The organism is Antarcticimicrobium sediminis (assembly GCF_004348975.1).
GTDB lineage: Bacteria > Pseudomonadota > Alphaproteobacteria > Rhodobacterales > Rhodobacteraceae > Antarcticimicrobium > Antarcticimicrobium sediminis.
In genome coordinates this window covers 14142-31172 of the sequence record NZ_SMFP01000019.1, presented here as the reverse complement: position 1 = coordinate 31172, position 17031 = coordinate 14142, and the positions used below count along the sequence as shown (strand labels likewise).

General features: G+C 59.1%; 16 protein-coding genes. 14 read left to right on the top strand and 2 right to left on the bottom strand.

Annotated features, from left to right (window positions below; genetic code table 11):
• Nucleotides 1-18: 18 nt before the first annotated feature.
• The 8 genes from E1B25_RS19490 to E1B25_RS19455 are packed head-to-tail and all read left to right on the top strand — an operon-like array spanning nt 19 to nt 9004.
• Entirely contained in the window at nt 19-1647 is a 1629-nt protein-coding gene (locus E1B25_RS19490) for an amidohydrolase (RefSeq protein WP_132831253.1), read from the top strand.
• Nucleotides 1644-2582: an ABC transporter permease gene (locus tag E1B25_RS19485; RefSeq protein ID WP_132831252.1), complete on the top strand. Its 939-nt coding sequence runs from the start codon at nt 1644-1646 to the stop codon at nt 2580-2582. The genes E1B25_RS19490 and E1B25_RS19485 overlap by 4 nt, the downstream gene beginning before the upstream one ends.
• Complete coding sequence (locus tag E1B25_RS19480; RefSeq protein WP_132831251.1) at nt 2579-3511, top strand: ABC transporter permease; 933 nt, start codon at nt 2579-2581, stop codon at nt 3509-3511. Before E1B25_RS19485 ends, E1B25_RS19480 begins: the two co-directional genes overlap by 4 nt.
• A 50-nt stretch (nt 3512-3561) precedes the next feature.
• Nucleotides 3562-5145, top strand: a complete 1584-nt coding sequence (locus tag E1B25_RS19475) for an ABC transporter substrate-binding protein (RefSeq protein ID WP_206338595.1) — start codon at nt 3562-3564, stop codon at nt 5143-5145.
• 60 nt (nt 5146-5205) lie between these two features.
• Entirely contained in the window at nt 5206-6648 is a 1443-nt protein-coding gene (locus E1B25_RS19470) for an amidohydrolase family protein (protein WP_132831250.1), read from the top strand.
• On the top strand, nt 6645-7628 hold the full coding sequence (locus E1B25_RS19465) for an ABC transporter ATP-binding protein (protein WP_132831249.1): 984 nt from the start codon (nt 6645-6647) through the stop codon (nt 7626-7628). Before E1B25_RS19470 ends, E1B25_RS19465 begins: the two co-directional genes overlap by 4 nt.
• Nucleotides 7625-8716: an ABC transporter ATP-binding protein gene (locus E1B25_RS19460; RefSeq protein WP_245510787.1), complete on the top strand. Its 1092-nt coding sequence runs from the start codon at nt 7625-7627 to the stop codon at nt 8714-8716. Before E1B25_RS19465 ends, E1B25_RS19460 begins: the two co-directional genes overlap by 4 nt.
• A 6-nt stretch (nt 8717-8722) precedes the next feature.
• The gene (locus E1B25_RS19455) at nt 8723-9004 is read left to right on the top strand and encodes a hypothetical protein (RefSeq protein ID WP_132831248.1); all 282 of its coding nucleotides are present in this window, start codon (nt 8723-8725) and stop codon (nt 9002-9004) included.
• On the opposite strand, the gene E1B25_RS19450 is transcribed toward E1B25_RS19455, so the two are convergent.
• Both E1B25_RS19450 and E1B25_RS19445 read right to left on the bottom strand, forming a co-directional pair.
• Entirely contained in the window at nt 9001-9666 is a 666-nt protein-coding gene (locus E1B25_RS19450; RefSeq protein ID WP_132831247.1) for a DUF1028 domain-containing protein, read from the bottom strand. The two genes, E1B25_RS19455 and E1B25_RS19450, sit on opposite strands and share 4 nt — an antisense overlap.
• Nucleotides 9663-10598 (bottom strand): N-carbamoyl-D-amino-acid hydrolase, encoded by a 936-nt coding sequence (locus tag E1B25_RS19445; protein WP_206338594.1) that lies wholly within the window; start codon nt 10596-10598, stop codon nt 9663-9665. The genes E1B25_RS19450 and E1B25_RS19445 overlap by 4 nt, the downstream gene beginning before the upstream one ends.
• A gap of 99 nt (nt 10599-10697) precedes the next feature.
• Between E1B25_RS19445 and E1B25_RS19440 the strand changes: the two genes are divergently transcribed.
• From E1B25_RS19440 to E1B25_RS19415, 6 genes are all read left to right on the top strand, one after another.
• On the top strand, nt 10698-11603 hold the full coding sequence (locus tag E1B25_RS19440; protein ID WP_132831246.1) for a LysR family transcriptional regulator: 906 nt from the start codon (nt 10698-10700) through the stop codon (nt 11601-11603).
• A 65-nt stretch (nt 11604-11668) separates the two neighbouring features.
• A complete protein-coding gene (locus E1B25_RS19435) occupies nt 11669-12808 on the top strand; it encodes an ABC transporter ATP-binding protein (RefSeq protein WP_245510786.1) in 1140 nt (379 codons plus the stop codon).
• A gap of 44 nt (nt 12809-12852) precedes the next feature.
• Nucleotides 12853-13986 (top strand): extracellular solute-binding protein, encoded by a 1134-nt coding sequence (locus E1B25_RS19430; RefSeq protein ID WP_132831245.1) that lies wholly within the window; start codon nt 12853-12855, stop codon nt 13984-13986.
• Between the two features lie 58 nt (nt 13987-14044).
• Nucleotides 14045-14887, top strand: coding sequence for an ABC transporter permease (locus tag E1B25_RS19425; RefSeq protein WP_132831244.1), 843 nt, complete (start codon nt 14045-14047; stop codon nt 14885-14887).
• The gene (locus tag E1B25_RS19420) at nt 14887-15660 is read left to right on the top strand and encodes an ABC transporter permease (protein ID WP_132831243.1); all 774 of its coding nucleotides are present in this window, start codon (nt 14887-14889) and stop codon (nt 15658-15660) included. The genes E1B25_RS19425 and E1B25_RS19420 overlap by 1 nt, the downstream gene beginning before the upstream one ends.
• Entirely contained in the window at nt 15657-17024 is a 1368-nt protein-coding gene (locus tag E1B25_RS19415) for an amidohydrolase family protein (RefSeq protein ID WP_132831242.1), read from the top strand. Before E1B25_RS19420 ends, E1B25_RS19415 begins: the two co-directional genes overlap by 4 nt.
• Nucleotides 17025-17031: the final 7 nt, after the last annotated feature.

The window sequence follows — 17031 nt, the reverse complement described above, 5'->3', positions numbered from 1 at the left end:
GCACTGAAAGGCACGAAAATGACCATTCCGTCACGTATCCTTACCAATGGCAAAATCTGGTGTGGATTGAACGAAGGTTTCGCCGAGGCGATTGCCATCTCCGACGACAAGGTGCTGGCGGTTGGGTCCGCGAAAGACATCGCTGAATTGGCCGGGCCGGACACCGAAATCGTGGATCTTGAAGGCCGCCTTGCAACGCCCGGCCTGAACGATGCGCATTTGCACCTGCACATGTACGGTATGAGCAAGCTCAATCTGGATCTACGCGCGGCGGCAGGGATGACCACCGTTCAGGCGATCCTTGATCAGGTGGCCGAAGCCGTCGCCAAGGCCGAACCGGGCACCTGGATCACGGGTCGGGGCTATGACCACGACAAGCTTGCCGAACTGCGCCATCCGCATCGCCGCGAACTTGACGCGGTCGCCCCCAACAACCCGGTCATGTTGACCCGCGCCTGTGGTCACACAGCGGTATGCAATAGCATGGCGCTGCAACTTGGGGAAATCGGCCACAACTCTCCCGATCCTTACGGCGGCAAGATCGGCCGTGCCGAGGGCGAATTGAACGGGCTGCTGTTCGAAGCAGCGCGTGCGCCGGTGCAAAAGGCGCAACCCGAACCGTCGACCGAGGATTTCGTCGATGCGATCGAACGCGCCGGGACCGAGCTTTTGTCGCTTGGCATCACCTCGGTGATGGAAGCCGGTATCGGCATGGGGCCGGGCGAACCCGAATTGCGCGCCTACCAGATCGCAAACCGGGATGGACGCCTGCCCGTGCGGGTCGCTGGCACGTTGATGGGCGATCTGGAAAAGAACATTCTTGATATCGCCTATGCCGAGGGGCTGGTGACGGGTGCGGGCGACGACATGTTCCGTATCGGGCCGGTAAAGATTTTCACCGACGGATCGGCCGGGGCCGGTACCGCGTGGATGTCAGTGCCCTACTACAACGACGATACCAACTTTGGCGTGCCTTGCCTGTCACAGGAACAGGTCGACGAACTGGTCCTGAAGGCGCATCGTTTGGGCTATCAGATGGCCCCCCACGCGATTGGCGACGCGGCAATCGAGATGATTTTGAACGCCTATGAAAAGGCATATGCCGATACGCCCGCGCCCGATCGTCGCCACCGGATCGAACATTGCGGCTGGCACCGTCCGGATCAACTTGAGCGGATGAAAGCCATGGGCGTCATCCCGGCGGGGCAGCCTTCGTTCCTGTACTACTTCGGGGAAGGGTATTTCATGTGCCTTGGCCCTGACAGGCCGCATGACTGCTACCCCTACAAGACCTGGCTTGACGCGGGGTTGCATCCATCCGCATCGACGGATTGCCCGGTGACCGACCCCAACCCGTTTGCCAATATCTATGCCATGGTGACGCGCAAATCCGACGGCGGGACGGTTTTGGGCGATGGGCAACAACTGTCCGTGGCAGAAGCATTGCACCTTTACACCTATGAGGCCGCCTATGGCGTGCACGACGAAGACCGAAAAGGTCGCCTGATCCCCGGGCAACTGGCGGATGTGTCCGTGTTCGATACCGACTTCTTTACGGTCGACCCCGAGAAAATCCTGAGTGGACAGTGTGTCCTGACGATCCGCGGGGGGGAAACGGTGTTCGAGCGGGACGCGACCCTGACATGATCAGCGCCGTCCTTCATCGCCTGGTCCTGTCGGTTCCGGTCCTTTTCGGGGTGTTGCTGTTCGGATTTCTGCTGGTGCAGATCGTTCCGGGCGACCCCGCGATGGTGGTGGCGGGTCCGACCGCCACCGCCGATGTCGTGGCCGCCATCCGCGAAGAGATGGGCCTTGACCAACCGGTCCTGGTTCAATTCTGGAGCTACCTCCAGCGTATGGCTGTCGGCGATCTGGGACGGTCCATGATCTCCAACAAATCGGTCACCTCTGAACTGGGCGCCGCTCTGTGGCCGACGCTGGAACTGATGATCGGTTCGATGGTCTGGTCGGTGCCGGTGGGCGTTGCCATGGGAACGCTTGCCGCCGTCGTGCGCGGATCACTCATCGACCGGGCAATCATGGCCTTGTCCGTGGCCGGAGTGTCCTTGCCCATCTTCTTCATCTCGCTGATGGCGATCCAGTTTCTTGGCGTGAAGTGGCAGATTTTTCCCTTCATTGGTCGACCGGGCCCTTGGTACACCGCCGAAGGTTTTATGGCATTGTTCCTGCCCGCCCTATCGCTTGGATCGATCCTGATCGGGCCGGTGGCGCGCATGACGCGATCTTCGGTTCTTGAAGTTCTGAAACTTGACCATGTGCGGACCGCGCGCGCCAAGGGGCTGTCGGAAACCCGGGTGATCCTGGCGCATGGGTTGCGCAACGCCCTTATTCCTGTGGTGACGCTGATTGGTCTGCAAGTCGGGTATCTGCTGGGCGGCGCCGTCGTGACCGAAACCATCTTTAGCTGGCCGGGCCTTGGACGGCTCGCGGTCGGCGCGATCATGTCGTCTGACTTCACGGTCGCTCAGGGCACCATCATGATTTTTGCGCTGGGGTTCATCACCGTGAATTTGATCGTCGACATTCTGTACTCCCTGCTTGACCCAAGGGTGAGAAAATGAGCGTGACATCAACCAATGTGCCCCCTGCCCCACAGATCTCCGGCAGCATAGAGGGCGACGTTTCTCAGGAATTTACAGCACCCGCGCGGGCCCACTGGCTGCGCAGATTGTTACGGGATCGTGCCGCGTTCCTGGCGTTGTTGACACTGGCATTGGTCATTCTTGGCGCCATATTCGCGCCAGTTCTGGCCACGCATGATCCCGCATCGAATTCCCGATCCGTCATGACCCCTCCGGCGTGGATGGCAAGGGGCAACGCAGAGCACTGGCTTGGCACTGACGGTCAGGGGCGCGATATTTTTTCCCGGTTGCTTTACGGGGCGCGGCTGACCTTGCTTATCGGTTTCGCGGCCGTTGGGCTGGGTGGATTTTTTGGCTCTCTTCTTGGCCTGCTGTCTGCGTTCAACGCAAAGATCGATCCGTGGATCATGCGCACCATGGATGTGTTGCTGTCCTTTCCCGCGATCCTTTTGGCCCTGGCCCTGGTTGCCGTGATGGGGCAAGGCATCGTGCCCATCGTGATCGCGCTGGGGATTTCATCCATCCCCGATTGCGCAAGGGTGGCGCGCGGCATCGCGATCGGCGTGATGAAGCAGGAGTTCATTGAAGCGGGCCGTGCCGTCGGCCTTTCAAACCTGCAACTTTTCAACCGGTATCTGGTGCGAAACGCGATTTCCTCCATCATGATCTTCATCTCGCTTCGCTTTGGCCAGACGATCCTGATCGGCGCGACCCTTTCCTTTCTTGGACTGGGGGCCAGACCGCCTGCCTCCGAACTTGGCATGATGGCGTCCCAAGGGCGCGATTTTCTTCTGTTTGCACCGCATATCGCAGTGATCCCATCCGTCGTGATTTTCATCATTGTTCTGTCTGCCAACGTCGCCGGCGACGCGCTGCGCGATGTGCTGGACCCGCGGCTTCAGGCGTAACGACGATCTCTCAGAAACTACCGCACCCCCAACAAGGAGCATTTTCCATCATGACACCGACCCCCATCAAGCGCGCCGGCTTCGGTCTTGCCGCTGCCATGGCCCTGGCGTTGCCCGTGGCCGCGCAGGAACTGACGATCATTCGTGCGCAAGACAGCAACCACTATGACCCGCCACGCACCACGGCCCAGTCGGGCGCCGAAATCATCTTCATGTTGTCTGACACCATTGTCGGTCTGGCCGAGGATATGAAAACCATCGAACCCTTGCTGGCAAGCAGCTGGGATGTGTCCGATGACGCGCTGACCTATACCTTCAAGATCCGCGACGACGTAAGCTTTTGCGACGGCAAACCAATGACTGCCGAAGATGTCGCATGGTCGCTGAACCGCTGGCAGGATCCGGAAACCAAATCCCCCGTGCGCTGGCGCATGGGCGACGTCAAATCGATCACCGCCCCCGATGCCACCACCGTGGTATATGAGCTGAACGCGCCGCATTCAGAGCTTCTGTATCAACTGGCTCAAAGCTTTGGCTCGATCATCGACAAGGACACCTACGAAACCCTGGGCAAGGATTTTGGCGTGACCGGTTTCAACGGCACGGGTCCGTTCTGCTGGGAAAGCTGGACCCCGCGCGACAAGGTCGTAATGACCCGGCATGACGGCTATAACTGGGGGCCGGCCAACTATGAAAACAGGGGCCCCGCGCAAGTTGAAAAAGTGACGTGGCAAATCGTTCCCGAAGCGGCGACCCGCACCGTCGCGTTGTTGACCGGACAGGGCGATATTTCGCCATACATTCCGTTCATCGGCTACAGCACGTTGCGCGCCGCGCCCAACATCAATGTGATCAAGTCCGAAAGCGCCTTTTGGACCAATTACATGGGCTTCAAGATCACCAAGGATCTTGTGGGTGATGTGAAGGTGCGTCAGGCCATCAACCTTGCGGTAAACCAGGAAGCCATGGCTGAGGATCTGTTCTTTGGCGAGGTCGAGCCGGCCTATTCCTATGTTTCCTCGGGCGCGCTTGATTATGACGCCACGCTGAACGACAGCCTGCTGAAGTATGACCCTGAAAAGGCTGCTGCGCTTCTGGACGAAGCTGGCTGGGTTCTGAACAGCGACGGCAAGCGTGAAAAAGATGGCAAGGTCATGGAGCCGCTGGCCATTTCGTTCACCGGCGAATGGCAACAGACATCCGAAGCCGTGCAGGCTGACCTTCTGAAGGTCGGAATTGAACTGCAGATCGAGCCCATGGACTCGACCGTCTACTGGGGCAAGTCGGCCACCGACGAGTTCGAAATGTACGTGATGGGCTATCCCTATATTTCCGCCGGGGATGCGTTGAACCTGTATTTCCGCTCGGCAAATATTCCGACCCCCAACCGGATGAACTGGAACGACCCCGAAACCGACGAATTGTTGGTTGCCGGGTCTCAGGCCACCAATGAAACGGATCGCGCGGCGGCCTATGCCAAAGTGTTGCACAAGGTGCATGACAACGCCGTCTGGTTGCCGATCTACCATCGCCCGATGCAGATCGGATATTCGACCAAGCTCGCTCCGTTCGAAGCGCACAACATCTACGGCGCCGGCCTCTACAAGGGCCTCCAGCTTACCTTCACCGAATAAAGATCACGGGTCGTCCGGGCTTTCCGGGCGGCCCAGCCTTCGCACAACAGGACAGATAACATGACCAGCCCCACCGTCATCAGGAACGCCGCCTACATCATCGCTTGGGATGCCGATGCGGATGGCCATACGCTTTTGCAGAACCAAGACCTTGCTTTTGACGACACCGGAATTCTGCAAGTTGGCGGAACCTGGGAAGGACCGGTCGCGGAAGAGATCGACGGGTCCAAACGTCTTGTCAGCCCCGGCCTTGTAAACATCCACTCGCACCCCTCTTCCGAAGCCATGAACAAGGGCATGCTGGATGAGCTCGGCTCTCCCGGGTTGCGGATGTCCTCGCTCTACGAATTCATGCCTCTGTTTCGCCCTGACGCACAGGGCACCCCCTTTGCCACCCGCGTGGCCTATTCCGAACTGGCGTTGTCCGGCGTGACGACCGTGGTCGACCTGTCCGTGCCTTATGAGAACTGGCTGGATCTGGCGGAACAATCCGGTCTGCGCGTCGTGATTGCACCGATGTATCGTTCGGCCCGCTGGTTCACCAAAACCGGCCATTCCGTCGAATACGAATGGGCAGAGGATGACGGGCGCGGCGTCATGGATGAGGCGTTGAAAGTGGTCGATGAGGCAATCGCGCATCCCTGCGACCGGTTGTCGGGCATGGTTGCCCCGGCGCAGATCGACACATGTTCCGCTGAGCTGATCCGCAACAGCTTTGCCGAGGCACAATCGCGTGGCGTGAAAATGCAAATCCATGCGGCGCAAAGCATGGTCGAATTCAACGAAATCACGTCGCGCCACGGTCGCACGCCGATTGAATGGCTGGATGATCTGGGCGTATTGACGGACGGCGTGATTATCGGCCACGGCATCTTTCTGAACGATCACCCGTGGACCGCTTGGCCCGGGGCCGAGGATTTCGACACCCTTAAAAGTTCCGGCGCTGCCGTGGCGCATTGCCCGACCGTGTTCCAACGCCGCGGCGTGACCATGAATACGTTTGGCCGCTATCTGCGCAATGGCATCCCGATGGGGATCGGGACCGACACCTATCCGCATAATATGCTTGAAGAAATCCGGCACGCCCTCATCAACTCGCGGATCATTTCCCAAAACCCCTACGATCTGCGCACCACCAGCGCATTTGACGCGGCGACAACTGGCGGCGCCTCGGTGCTGGGGATGGATGATATCGGAAAACTGGCCCCGGGTATGAAAGCGGACCTGTTCCTTGCCGACATCAGCCATCGTGCGATGCGGCCCTTGCGCGATCCTCTGGCCTCGTTGATCTACGTCGCGGGCGAACGCGCTGTCACCGATACCTTTGTCGACGGCAAGGCCCTGGTCCGCGACGGCGTGTTGACCACCTTTGATCTGGATGAGGCGCTTGACGGTCTTGAGGCAGCGCAAGCCCGCGCGGCCGAGGCGTTCCAGACCCTCGATTTCCGTAACCGAACCCATGACGAGGCGGCGCCGATCAATTACCTTCGAGGCGATTCATGACTCCCCTACTCGATGTTCGTGACCTAAAAATCGAATTCAAGACCGATACCGGCACGTTCATGGCGGTGGACGGTGTCAGCTTTACGGTCAACCGCGGCGCTACGCTGGGCATCGTGGGGGAATCCGGCTGCGGCAAATCGGTGACCTCTTTGGGGATCATGGGTTTGATACCGACCCCGCCGGGGCGATACGTTGGCGGCGAAGTCCTGTTTGAGGGGCGCGACCTGCTGAGCATGTCCAATTCGGAACGTCGCGCGCTGCGCGGCGGCCGCATGGGCATGGTGTTTCAAGAACCGATGACCTCGCTGAACCCGGTCTACACGGTCGGCGCACAGATCATCGAATGCCTGCGCGCCCACGGTATGACCAACCGTCGCGAGGCCCGCGAACGCGCGATCGAACTGCTTGATCTGGTGCGCCTGCCCTCGCCGTCGAAACGTGTTGACGACTTCCCCCACCAACTGTCCGGCGGTCAACGCCAGCGCGTCATGATCGCGCTGGCACTGGCCAACAACCCCGACCTGCTGATCGCGGATGAACCGACGACGGCGCTGGATGTGACCATTCAGGCGCAGATCCTTGATCTGATGCGCGATTTGTCGGACCGGACTGGCGCTGCCATCATGCTGATCACCCACGACCTTGGTGTCGTTGCGGAAACCTGTGATGATGTTGTGGTCATGTATGCGGGCAAGGTCGTTGAGCGCGCCCCCGCGCGGGATCTGTTCAATGGACCAATGCACCCCTACACGCTTGGGCTTATGGCTGCGGTGCCGCGTCTGGATACCAATTCCGACCGGCTGGAGACCATTCCCGGTTCGGTTCCACCGCCATGGGCCATGCCCGCAGGATGCCGTTTTGCATCGCGCTGCCCCCTCGCCACCGAAGAATGCCGTGCCAGCCAACCACCGCTGCGCGAAATCGGCAAGGACTGGCTGGTCGCCTGCTGGCGCGCCCCCATCGAGGAGATTTCGGTATGACCACACCAAAGACCCCCGCGCTGCCAACGCCCGTTCTTGAGGTATCGGGTTTGACCAAACACTTCCCGTTGGGCGGCGGTTTCCTTCAGGGCTCCAAGCACGTGGTTCAGGCCGTGTCAGATGTCTCATTTTCAGTTGGGAAAGGTGAAACACTGGCAATCGTCGGAGAATCCGGCTGTGGGAAATCAACCACGGGCCGCGCATTGCTGCGTCTGTTGGAACCGACGTCTGGTTCGGTGAAACTGGATGGCGAGGATATCTCCAAGCTGCCGCCCCATCGGCTTCAAGCGCTTCGGCGCAATATGCAGATGGTGTTCCAAGATCCCTTCGGATCGCTCAACCCACGCATGACCGTGCGCGAAACGCTGCTGGAGCCCTTGTTGCTTCACAATATCGCCACCGGAAAACGCGCCCATGAAACCGTGAACAAACTATTGGTAAGGGTCGGGCTGGCACCGCACCATGCTGATCGCTATCCGCACGAATTTTCGGGGGGACAGCGCCAAAGGATCTGCATAGCGCGCGCCATTTCAACCCGCCCGCGATTGATCGTCTGCGACGAACCTGTGTCTGCCTTGGACGTTTCAGTTCAGGCGCAAATCGTGAACCTTATGCAGGATCTGCAACGTGATTTCGGGATGGCCTATGTTTTCATTTCGCACGACCTGTCCGTGGTCCGCCACATCGCAGACCGCGTTGCCGTGATGTATCTTGGCCGCATCGTTGAAGAAGCGCCGGCTGAATCGCTGTTCGCCGATCCGCGCCACCCCTACACCCGTGCCTTGATACAGGCCGCGCCGCGCCCGGTTCCGGGCTTGCGGGTTGCCTCCGAACCGCCCTCTGGCGAGGCGCCATCGGCGCTTAATCTGGGGCCGGGATGTGCGTTTGCGTCGCGCTGCCCTCTGGCAACTGATCTGTGTCGCAGCACGCGGCCCGAAATCGACGCTGTCGATGGCGGACCCACCCGCATTGCGTGCCACCACGCGGATCAACGCGCGCCAATGGTCTTCCCGCCCGCGCCAACCCCGACGCCTGCCTTGGCTGCGCGGCTTGCGGTCATGGCCAACGCACGAAATTCAATGACGTAGCTGGGTTTGAATGCGCGCGAGCACGAAGAAACTTTTGAGCGCGAAGAGAAATACGGCTTCAGACGCGCCAACCGGTCGGCCCGCATCGCATTGCACGCCATCGCCGCCTCTCAGGAGTTGCGACAAGGCACGGGCGCGACGGAACAGAGCCAAATCCTGCGAGGAGGCGAGGCGAAAACGCGTTGCGGCGCGGATTTTCCGGGAAAAGCGGCGAAAAATCGCCCCGCCAAAATCGCGAAGTTTCAGGTCGTCAGACAGCCCGTTCGGGCGTCAGGTCTCCTGATTTAGTGTTCGATCTTGCTGGACATTTCAGCCGCATCGGGATCAATCGCACGGACGCGATAAGCCGGTGCTTTCGGAAGCCAGGCCACCAGAAGGTCCATCAAATCCTGAAGCGGCGTTGTCGAGGAATCCATCCGCAGATCGACGTCTTTCAAATGATCCGCACCAAGCACGACAACGGTCGCGGATTGCAGCGGATCCCTTTCGCTGCCGGCGGCCTCGCCTGCCAGCATTCCCGCCATCAGCCGTGTCGCAAGATGGCCCGAGGCCGTCTCAAATCCCTGCACCATAGCTGGCAAAACAGCGTCAGATCCAAGAAAGTTCCCCAGCGCCAGACACTCCTTCCCGACCAAACCGCCCGCCGAATCCAGACAGGAAGACCCGGTGAAGTGCAGCGGTTCACCGGTTGCCGGAAACACGCCCAATTGCCGCCAATGCAATGCGGTTGCAGCAGTTTTCATCGCATCCAAGACTTGGCCCGCATCGCCCGTCTCTTCCCACTTTCGCAACCCCACCGGGTGCAAACGAGGGTCGGTGCGCGCTTGTGAAAACACCACGCACCCATCGGTCACCGCCCCCACACGGGCGCCGACGCAAACCGAAGAGGTTGTCACGGCGAAGCCGATATCGCCCGTTTCCGGGTCTCTTCCAGCCAGTGAATATGTCATTCCGGAATCTCCACCCCCGTTTGTTCCGTGATTGGCCCGTAATGTTCAATCCTGCGATGGCGGGCGAAATCAAAGACCGAGCGGCGGATATATTTCCCCAGATCCAGGTCGCAATTATGGGTGATGACCTCGTCCTCTTCCGAAATCGCACGCGCGACGACTTCCCCTGTCGGCGCCACGATGGCAGAGCCGCCAATCATCGCGAACCCATCCTCGGACCCGCATTTCGCGGCGGCCATGACCCAAGCGCCATTCTGGTAGGCGGCCGATTCAAGGCTGAGCCGATTATGGAACTCTCGCAAGTGGGCCGCTTCGGGATGGTGAATGTTTCGGGTCGGCGTATTATAACCCAGCATGAAAACCTCGGCCCCGCGCAAGGCCATTACCCGGAAGGTTTCAGGCCAACGCCTGTCATTGCAGATACACATGCCAAAACGCCCCGAGGGTGTGGCGAAGGTGGGAAAGCCCAGATCGCCCACCTCGAAATAACGTTTTTCAAGGTGTTCGAATTCCAGATCGCCAATCGGGTCTTTGGTGCCGGGCAGATGAATCTTGCGATACTTGCCCAAAATTGCGCCGTCGGGACCGACAAGAACCGAAGTGTTGAAACGCCGGACGACCCCTTGTTCGGTCACCTTTTCGGCATATCCCAGATAGAATCCCACGCCCAAGTCCTTGGCGAGATCAAAAAGCGGGATCATCGCCGGCGAAGGCAGACCTTCTTCAAAGAAGACGTCGTATTCTTCCGGTGTCTCGTAGATGTAACGCGGAAAAAATGTCGTGAGCGCCAGTTCGGGAAAGGTGACCCAGCGCGCGCCCCGCCCATGGGCCTCGCGCAGCATGTCGATTAGGCGCGCCACGACGGCCGCTCTGGTATCGGCAAGGTGTATCGGCCCCAGTTGTGCGACCGCAAAAATCTCTTTCCTGCTCACGAAACTCTCCTGCGAAGACCGGTTTTCTTTTTGCTAGACAGCCAAACCATCATTGTGAAATAATTTCTGAACCCTCCCGAATAATAGAAAGTTATACATATGATCAGCGCGCGCCAGCTCGAGGTTCTTTCGACCGTGATAGAAGTGGGCACAACCGCGCGCGCGGCACAGCTGCTGAATGTCAGCCAGCCCGCGATCAGCAATATGATTCGACACACCGAAGATGCCATCGGCTTTGCCCTGTTCAAACGCGAACACGGGCGCCTGACTCCAACCAAAGAGGCCCTGCACATCGCGCAGGAAGCACAACATCTGTTCATGCAGCAAAAACGGATCGACAACATCATCGGCGAACTGAAAGGCGGCACGATGGGACGCCTGAGCATCGTCGCAACCCCGTCGATTGGTCACAGCATCCTGCCGCGCGTGCTGGGGCTGTTCATGAAAACCCGCCCCAAGCTGCAGCTTTCGATCGAGCTGGGAGGCGTTGATGAAATCACCCGACGGCTGGGCAGTGGGCGCGCGGATCTGGGGCTTTCCATCACCCCGCCCCGTCTGCCCGCGGTCTATGTGCGTCAAATCGGGGATGGTCAATTGATGTGCATCTGCCCCCCCGATCACGAACTGGCGCTGCTGGATCGCATCTCGGTCACCGACCTGAACCACGTCAACCACATTTCCTATGCCGCGCTCACACCGCTTGGCCAGGTCATCGACAATGTCTTTTCCGACCGAGGGTTGGAGCGGCGCTTCTTTTGCGAGGTCCGCCACACGGCGACAGCACTGGAGATGGTGCGCAGCGGTCTGGGTGTTGCGCTGGTCGACAGCTTTGCCTTGATCGGACAGCAGACCACGTCGATCGCGATACGGCCCACCAAACCCGTTCTGCCGATAACGATGCACGGCATCACGTCCAAACTTTTTCCGACGTCAAATCTGGCGATGCAATTTCAGGATTACCTGTCTGCTTTCCTGAAAAACGAAGGCGCACCCGACCTGACCTAGCCCAAATGGTATAACTCCAGAATATACACGAGGGTATCTTTTTTATTTCATAAACGCTTTCTGCCGTGTTCCCTTTCGCTGGGAACGAGATCCAACCGGGTCTTGAAGCTGTGCAGAACGGATATGTTGACCAGATGACTTCACCTATTCTCTCGATCAATGATGCAGTTAAAACTTACGGCAGCATACGCGCATTGGATCAGGTGAACCTCGATGTCGCCGAAGGTGAGTTTCTGACCCTGTTGGGCCCTTCGGGATCTGGAAAGACCACCCTGCTCAGTGCGATTGCCGGCTTCATCAAAATGGATGGCGGCAGCCTGACGTTGCGGTCCGAGGACATAACCAACCGCCCGCCGGAACATCGCGATTTCGGTATGGTTTTTCAGGGGTATGCCCTGTTCCCGACCATGACGGTGCGGGAAAATGTGGGCTTTCCGCTGAAGGTGCGCAAAAAACCGGCAGCCGAGATTCAGAAAAAGGTAAATGACGCGCTTGAAATGGTGCAAATGGGGGCCTTCGCGGATCGCATGCCATCGCAGCTTTCCGGCGGCCAGCAGCAGCGCATCGCGCTGGCACGCGCCATGTCATTCAGCCCGCAGGTCCTGTTGCTGGACGAGCCCTTGTCAGCCCTCGACAAGAAGCTTCGCGCCGATTTGCAGTGGGAGCTGAAAGCACTGCACAATCAATTGGGTGTGACGTTCATCTACGTGACCCACGATCAGGACGAAGCGTTGTCGATGTCCGACCGGATCATCATCCTGAAAGACGGAAGCATCCAGCAACAGGGCGATCCCAATACGCTTTACAATCGCCCCCGCAACAAATTCGTTGCCGATTTTCTAGGCAAGTCGAACTTTATCGACGTCACGGTTGGCGCGCAGACCGGAACCACGTTGCAGTGCGCCGCCAAAGGGGTCGCCTTTAACGTCGAAACCGACACGCACAATGCTGCCGGCTCCGACGTCAAACTTGCGCTGCGTCCCGAGCGGCTGAAGCTTGGCGCCCCCGGCGAGGAGTTCCTGCCCGCAGTTGTAAAGCAGGTCAGCTATTTGGGCGAGCGTTGTCAGGTCATCGTGAAACACGAGACGCTGGGCGAGATGCTGATTTCTTGCCCGACCTGGAAAACCGACATCACCCCAGTTGCCGGCCTTGCCGTCAGCATCGGGTGGGACCCCGACGCCCCCGTCGTTTTGTCAGAAGATTAACAAGGGGCAAAGACCCCGATCCCCCACCAACAAGGAGCACCACCATGCAAGACACAACAGATTTTGAAGCCAAACGTGACATCGCAGATATTGCGGTCGAGCGGTACAAACAGGGCCGCCTGACACGGCGCGGTTTTATCGCGGCAATGGGCGCCTTGGGCATTCTGCCCGCACTGGGCACAAAGGCCACCGCCCAAGCCAAAGAGATCATCGTCGTCAACTGGGGCGGCACGGCAAAAGACGTGCTGCAAGAGGTGATTTGCGATACCTATACAGCCGAAACCGGCATTCCGGTTATTGTTGACGGGTCCGGCCCCTCAGCAGGAAAAATCCGTGCGATGGTCGAAAGCGGCGCAGTTGTTTGGGATCTGTGCGACAGCGGCGCGGGTTCGGCGATCATTCTTGAACAGCAGGGCATCACGCAGCCGATCGACTATTCCATCGTCGACAAATCCAAGGTTCTCGAAGGCACCGCCTATAACAATGGCGTCGGCAACTATGTGTATTCCTATGTTCTGGCGACCAACCCTAAGCTTTTGGGCGGCGCCGTTCCGCAATCTTGGGAAGATGTCTGGAACGTCAAGGATTTCCCCGGCATGCGGACCTTCCGTAAATCGGTGCGCGGTCAGCTTGAGAGCGCCACAATGGCGCGCGGTGTGCCGCTGAACGAAGTCTACGAGGCGCTTGGTACTGAAGATGGCATCAAGGCCGCAATCGCCAAGTTCCGCGAATTGCGCGAAAACATCATTGTTTGGGGCTCGGGCAGCGACAGCCAAAACCTGTTCCTGCAAGAAGAGGTTGCGATCGGCAACATCTGGTCCACCCGCGCGCATCTGCTGAAGGACCAAATGGAGACGGGCTCGTTCAACGTAAGCTTCAACGGCGGTGTCATCGCACCGGGGATCTGGGTTGTCCCCAAGGGCAATCCCGCCGGAACCGAAGAAACCATGAAGCTTATCGCGCATGCGCAGAAACCCGAGCTTCAGGTCAAATGGCTTGAGATGATCGGGTCTGGCCCGATCAACCCCGAGGCCGCTGCCCTGGTCCCTGCCGAATTGGCACCTTGGAACCCATCCAGCCCCGAGAATCTGGCGACCCAGATTCTGTATAACGATGAATGGTACGCCAAGAACCAGATTGCCGCAGAAGAACTCTATGTGGATGCGCTGATCAACTAAGCGACCTTTGGCGGGCCAGTGATAGCCGCTGGCCCGTCCGATTTTGTCAGGAGCCGAGATGCCGAGAATGAACGAAAAGGTCAGTTACTGGATGCTGGTTGTTCCAGCTTTGGCCATCATGGTGATTTTCTACATAGTCCCGGTTCTTGGCATCTGGAAAATCGCCTTTACCGAACCCGAAACGGGACTGACGAACTTTGTCGCCATGGCTGGGTCCAACGCCGTGAAGACCAGTTTTGTCATCACCTTTCGGGTGGCTGCGATCACCACGATCGGCTGCCTGTTTTTGGGCTATATCGTGGCCTATGCCATCAGCAATTACTCCTCGCGGCTGACACCGCTGATGGTGGCCCTTGTCATCCTGCCGTTCTGGGTCTCGGTTCTGATCCGGTCGTTCAGCTGGATCGTGTTGCTGGGCCGGTCCGGGATCGTGAATGACGCACTGAAGGGCGCAGGGCTTATAGAGTCGCCCTTGCGGCTGATGCACAACGAGTTGGGCGTGTTGATCGCGATGATCCACGTCATGTTGCCCTTTGCGATCCTTCCCATGCTGACCAATATGCGCGGTATCTCCGGCGCTTATGTGCTGGCCGCCCGCAGTTTGGGCGCAGGCGAATGGACCGCATTCCGCCAAGTCTATTTTCCCCAGACGATGCCCGGCGTGATGTCCGGCGCGCTGCTTGTCTTTGTCTTGTCGCTTGGTTTTTTCGTGACGCCAGCCTTGCTGGGCGGCGGCCGTGTACTGATGATCTCCGAATACATCACCTACCAGATTCAGGAATTCCTGAACTGGGGGCTTGGCTCTGCCCTGTCGGTCGGCCTGCTGGTTGCAACGGCCCTTGTCCTTTTGATCGCGGCGCGGTTCGTCAACCTGCGCGCCGCCCTGCTGGAGCGTAAATGATGCCCCGTTCCACCTTTCAGATTTTCTTTCAGACCGGCGCGTGGGTGGTCATCGCCTTTTTGGTTCTGCCCTTGCTGGTGGTGCTCCCGATTTCCTTTACCGACACCAGCTATATCGGTTTGCCCAAACACGGCCTGTCGATCCAGCACTATGTGAACTATTTTACCGACGCGGCATGGCTTGGTGCCACCTGGACCAGCATCTGGATCGGTCTGGTCGTGGCGACATGCGCCACGGTTCTTGGCACGGCTTTTGCCATTGGCTGCTGGTTCCTGTCCGATCGCGCCTCCTCCATTGCCCGTTGGGTGCTGATCACGCCGATCCTGGTGCCCCCCGTGGTGCAATCCCTTGGGTTCTACCGTTTCTGGGTCGTTCTGGGGCTGATCGACACCAATATGGGCGTCATCCTTGCGCATACGCTGCTGGCCCTTCCCTATGTGTCGATCTCTGTCTTCGCGGCCCTGACCAATCTTGACCGCAATATTCCCCGCGCCGCGCGCAGCCTTGGGGCGTCGGTCCTGCAAACCGTATGGGCCGTTGTCGTGCCCGCCGCCAAACCGGGGATCGCGACCGGATTCATCTTCGCCTTTATCGTCAGCTTTGATGAAATCGTCGGTGTCCTGTTCATTACCGTGCGCCGGGTCAGCACCCTGCCCAAAATGATCTGGGAAGGCATTCAGGACAATATCGACCCGACAATCGCCGCCGTCGCAACCGTGCTTGTCGTTATCACGCTTGCCGCAACAGCCATCGGAGTGATGCGCAAAAAATGAGCCGCACTTTACTTAAGAACGCGCAGTATATCTCTCATGAAAGCGGCCTGCCCGAGGTCTGCAAAGGGCATATCGCCATTGATGGCAGCCGGATCATCGCCATTTCCGACAGCCTTTCGGGCACGGATTTCGACGGGTTCGAGCCCTTGGACATGTCGGACAAGCTGGTATCGCCCGGTCTGATAAATGCGCATACCCATGCGGTCTTGCTGGTGCTGCGCGGCACGGTAGAGGATATCGAGGGCAACCTTGTCTACCAATACATGGTGCCGGCCTCCTACCTTCTGGAACCGCAAGAACGTGCCGCAATCGCGCGGCTTGCCTGCGCCGAGGCGATCCGGTCCGGCACGACCACGATGGTTGATCCGCTGCGCCATGTTGCCGATTACGCGCCGGCGATGATTGCAACAGGGATGCGCCTGTGGCTGGCAGAAAGCTGCGCCGATGCCGTCACCACCGAAGTGGGCAGCGGGAAATACCGGTTTGACCGCGAATTCGGGGAAACATTCCTGACCCGCACCCGCGCCCTGATCGAGCGGTTTCACGGCGCGGAGGACGACCGCGTGCGGGTCATGATTTCCGCCCATGCGCCTGACAATTGCAGCCCTTGGATGTTGGGCCAGCTGACGGATCTGGCCCGGCGGCACGGGCTGCGCCGCACGGTTCATCTCAGCCAGATCATCAGCGAAAAGGAACAGGTTGAAAGCCTGCATGGTTGCACCTCGACCGAGTATCTGGACCGCAACAACTTCCTTGGCGATGACCTGCTGGCCGTGCATTGGACGTTTTGCAACGAAAGCGACGTGGCCCGACTGGCTGAAACGGGAACGTGGCTGGCGCATTGCCCGGCGTCAATGTCGGCCAAAGGGCCGCACCCGCTACCGATGCGCGCGATCCTTGATCACAAGGTAAAGATCGTATTGGGCACGGACAACATGACCGAGGATATGTTCCACGCCATGAAAATGGGTCTGACGCTGCATCGCGGGGCCTATCAACGATCCGTCACGCCGACACCGCAGCAGGTGTTCAACTATGCCACCGTGAACGCGGCAAAGGCGCTGGATCACTCCGGCATCGGCAGCATTGCCGTGGGCATGAAAGCCGATCTGGCCATGTTCGATCTGATGACGCCCGCGCTGTCCCCGCGGGTGTCCGCGATCTCCAACATTGTGCATTACGGTCATCCGGGCACGGTCACCGACACGATGGTTGACGGGCATTTCCTGATGCGCGACCGCAAACTTGTCACGATCGATGAACGCGCCGCCGTGCAAGAGGCACAGGCCGCGACCGACGCCATGTGGCAAAGGTTTGGCGCCGAGGATCGTGGCGTCCCCCTGCCTTCAACTGACATCTGCTGACGAACAG

Excerpts from the sequence above, each read along its gene's own strand:
- E1B25_RS19440 (WP_132831246.1), top strand. The coding sequence starts at position 10,698 with ATGATCAGCGCGCGCCAGCTCGAGGTTCTTTCGACCGTGATAGAAGTG.
- E1B25_RS19430 (WP_132831245.1), top strand. The coding sequence starts at position 12,853 with ATGCAAGACACAACAGATTTTGAAGCCAAACGTGACATCGCAGATATT.
- E1B25_RS19460 (WP_245510787.1), top strand. The coding sequence starts at position 7,625 with ATGACCACACCAAAGACCCCCGCGCTGCCAACGCCCGTTCTTGAGGTA.
- E1B25_RS19480 (WP_132831251.1), top strand. The coding sequence starts at position 2,579 with ATGAGCGTGACATCAACCAATGTGCCCCCTGCCCCACAGATCTCCGGC.
- E1B25_RS19470 (WP_132831250.1), top strand. The coding sequence starts at position 5,206 with ATGACCAGCCCCACCGTCATCAGGAACGCCGCCTACATCATCGCTTGG.
- E1B25_RS19475 (WP_206338595.1), top strand. The coding sequence starts at position 3,562 with ATGACACCGACCCCCATCAAGCGCGCCGGCTTCGGTCTTGCCGCTGCC.
- E1B25_RS19490 (WP_132831253.1), top strand. The coding sequence starts at position 19 with ATGACCATTCCGTCACGTATCCTTACCAATGGCAAAATCTGGTGTGGA.
- E1B25_RS19415 (WP_132831242.1), top strand. The coding sequence starts at position 15,657 with ATGAGCCGCACTTTACTTAAGAACGCGCAGTATATCTCTCATGAAAGC.
- E1B25_RS19450 (WP_132831247.1), bottom strand. The coding sequence starts at position 9,666 with ATGACATATTCACTGGCTGGAAGAGACCCGGAAACGGGCGATATCGGC.
- E1B25_RS19425 (WP_132831244.1), top strand. The coding sequence starts at position 14,045 with ATGCCGAGAATGAACGAAAAGGTCAGTTACTGGATGCTGGTTGTTCCA.
- E1B25_RS19420 (WP_132831243.1), top strand. The coding sequence starts at position 14,887 with ATGCCCCGTTCCACCTTTCAGATTTTCTTTCAGACCGGCGCGTGGGTG.
- E1B25_RS19485 (WP_132831252.1), top strand. The coding sequence starts at position 1,644 with ATGATCAGCGCCGTCCTTCATCGCCTGGTCCTGTCGGTTCCGGTCCTT.
- E1B25_RS19465 (WP_132831249.1), top strand. The coding sequence starts at position 6,645 with ATGACTCCCCTACTCGATGTTCGTGACCTAAAAATCGAATTCAAGACC.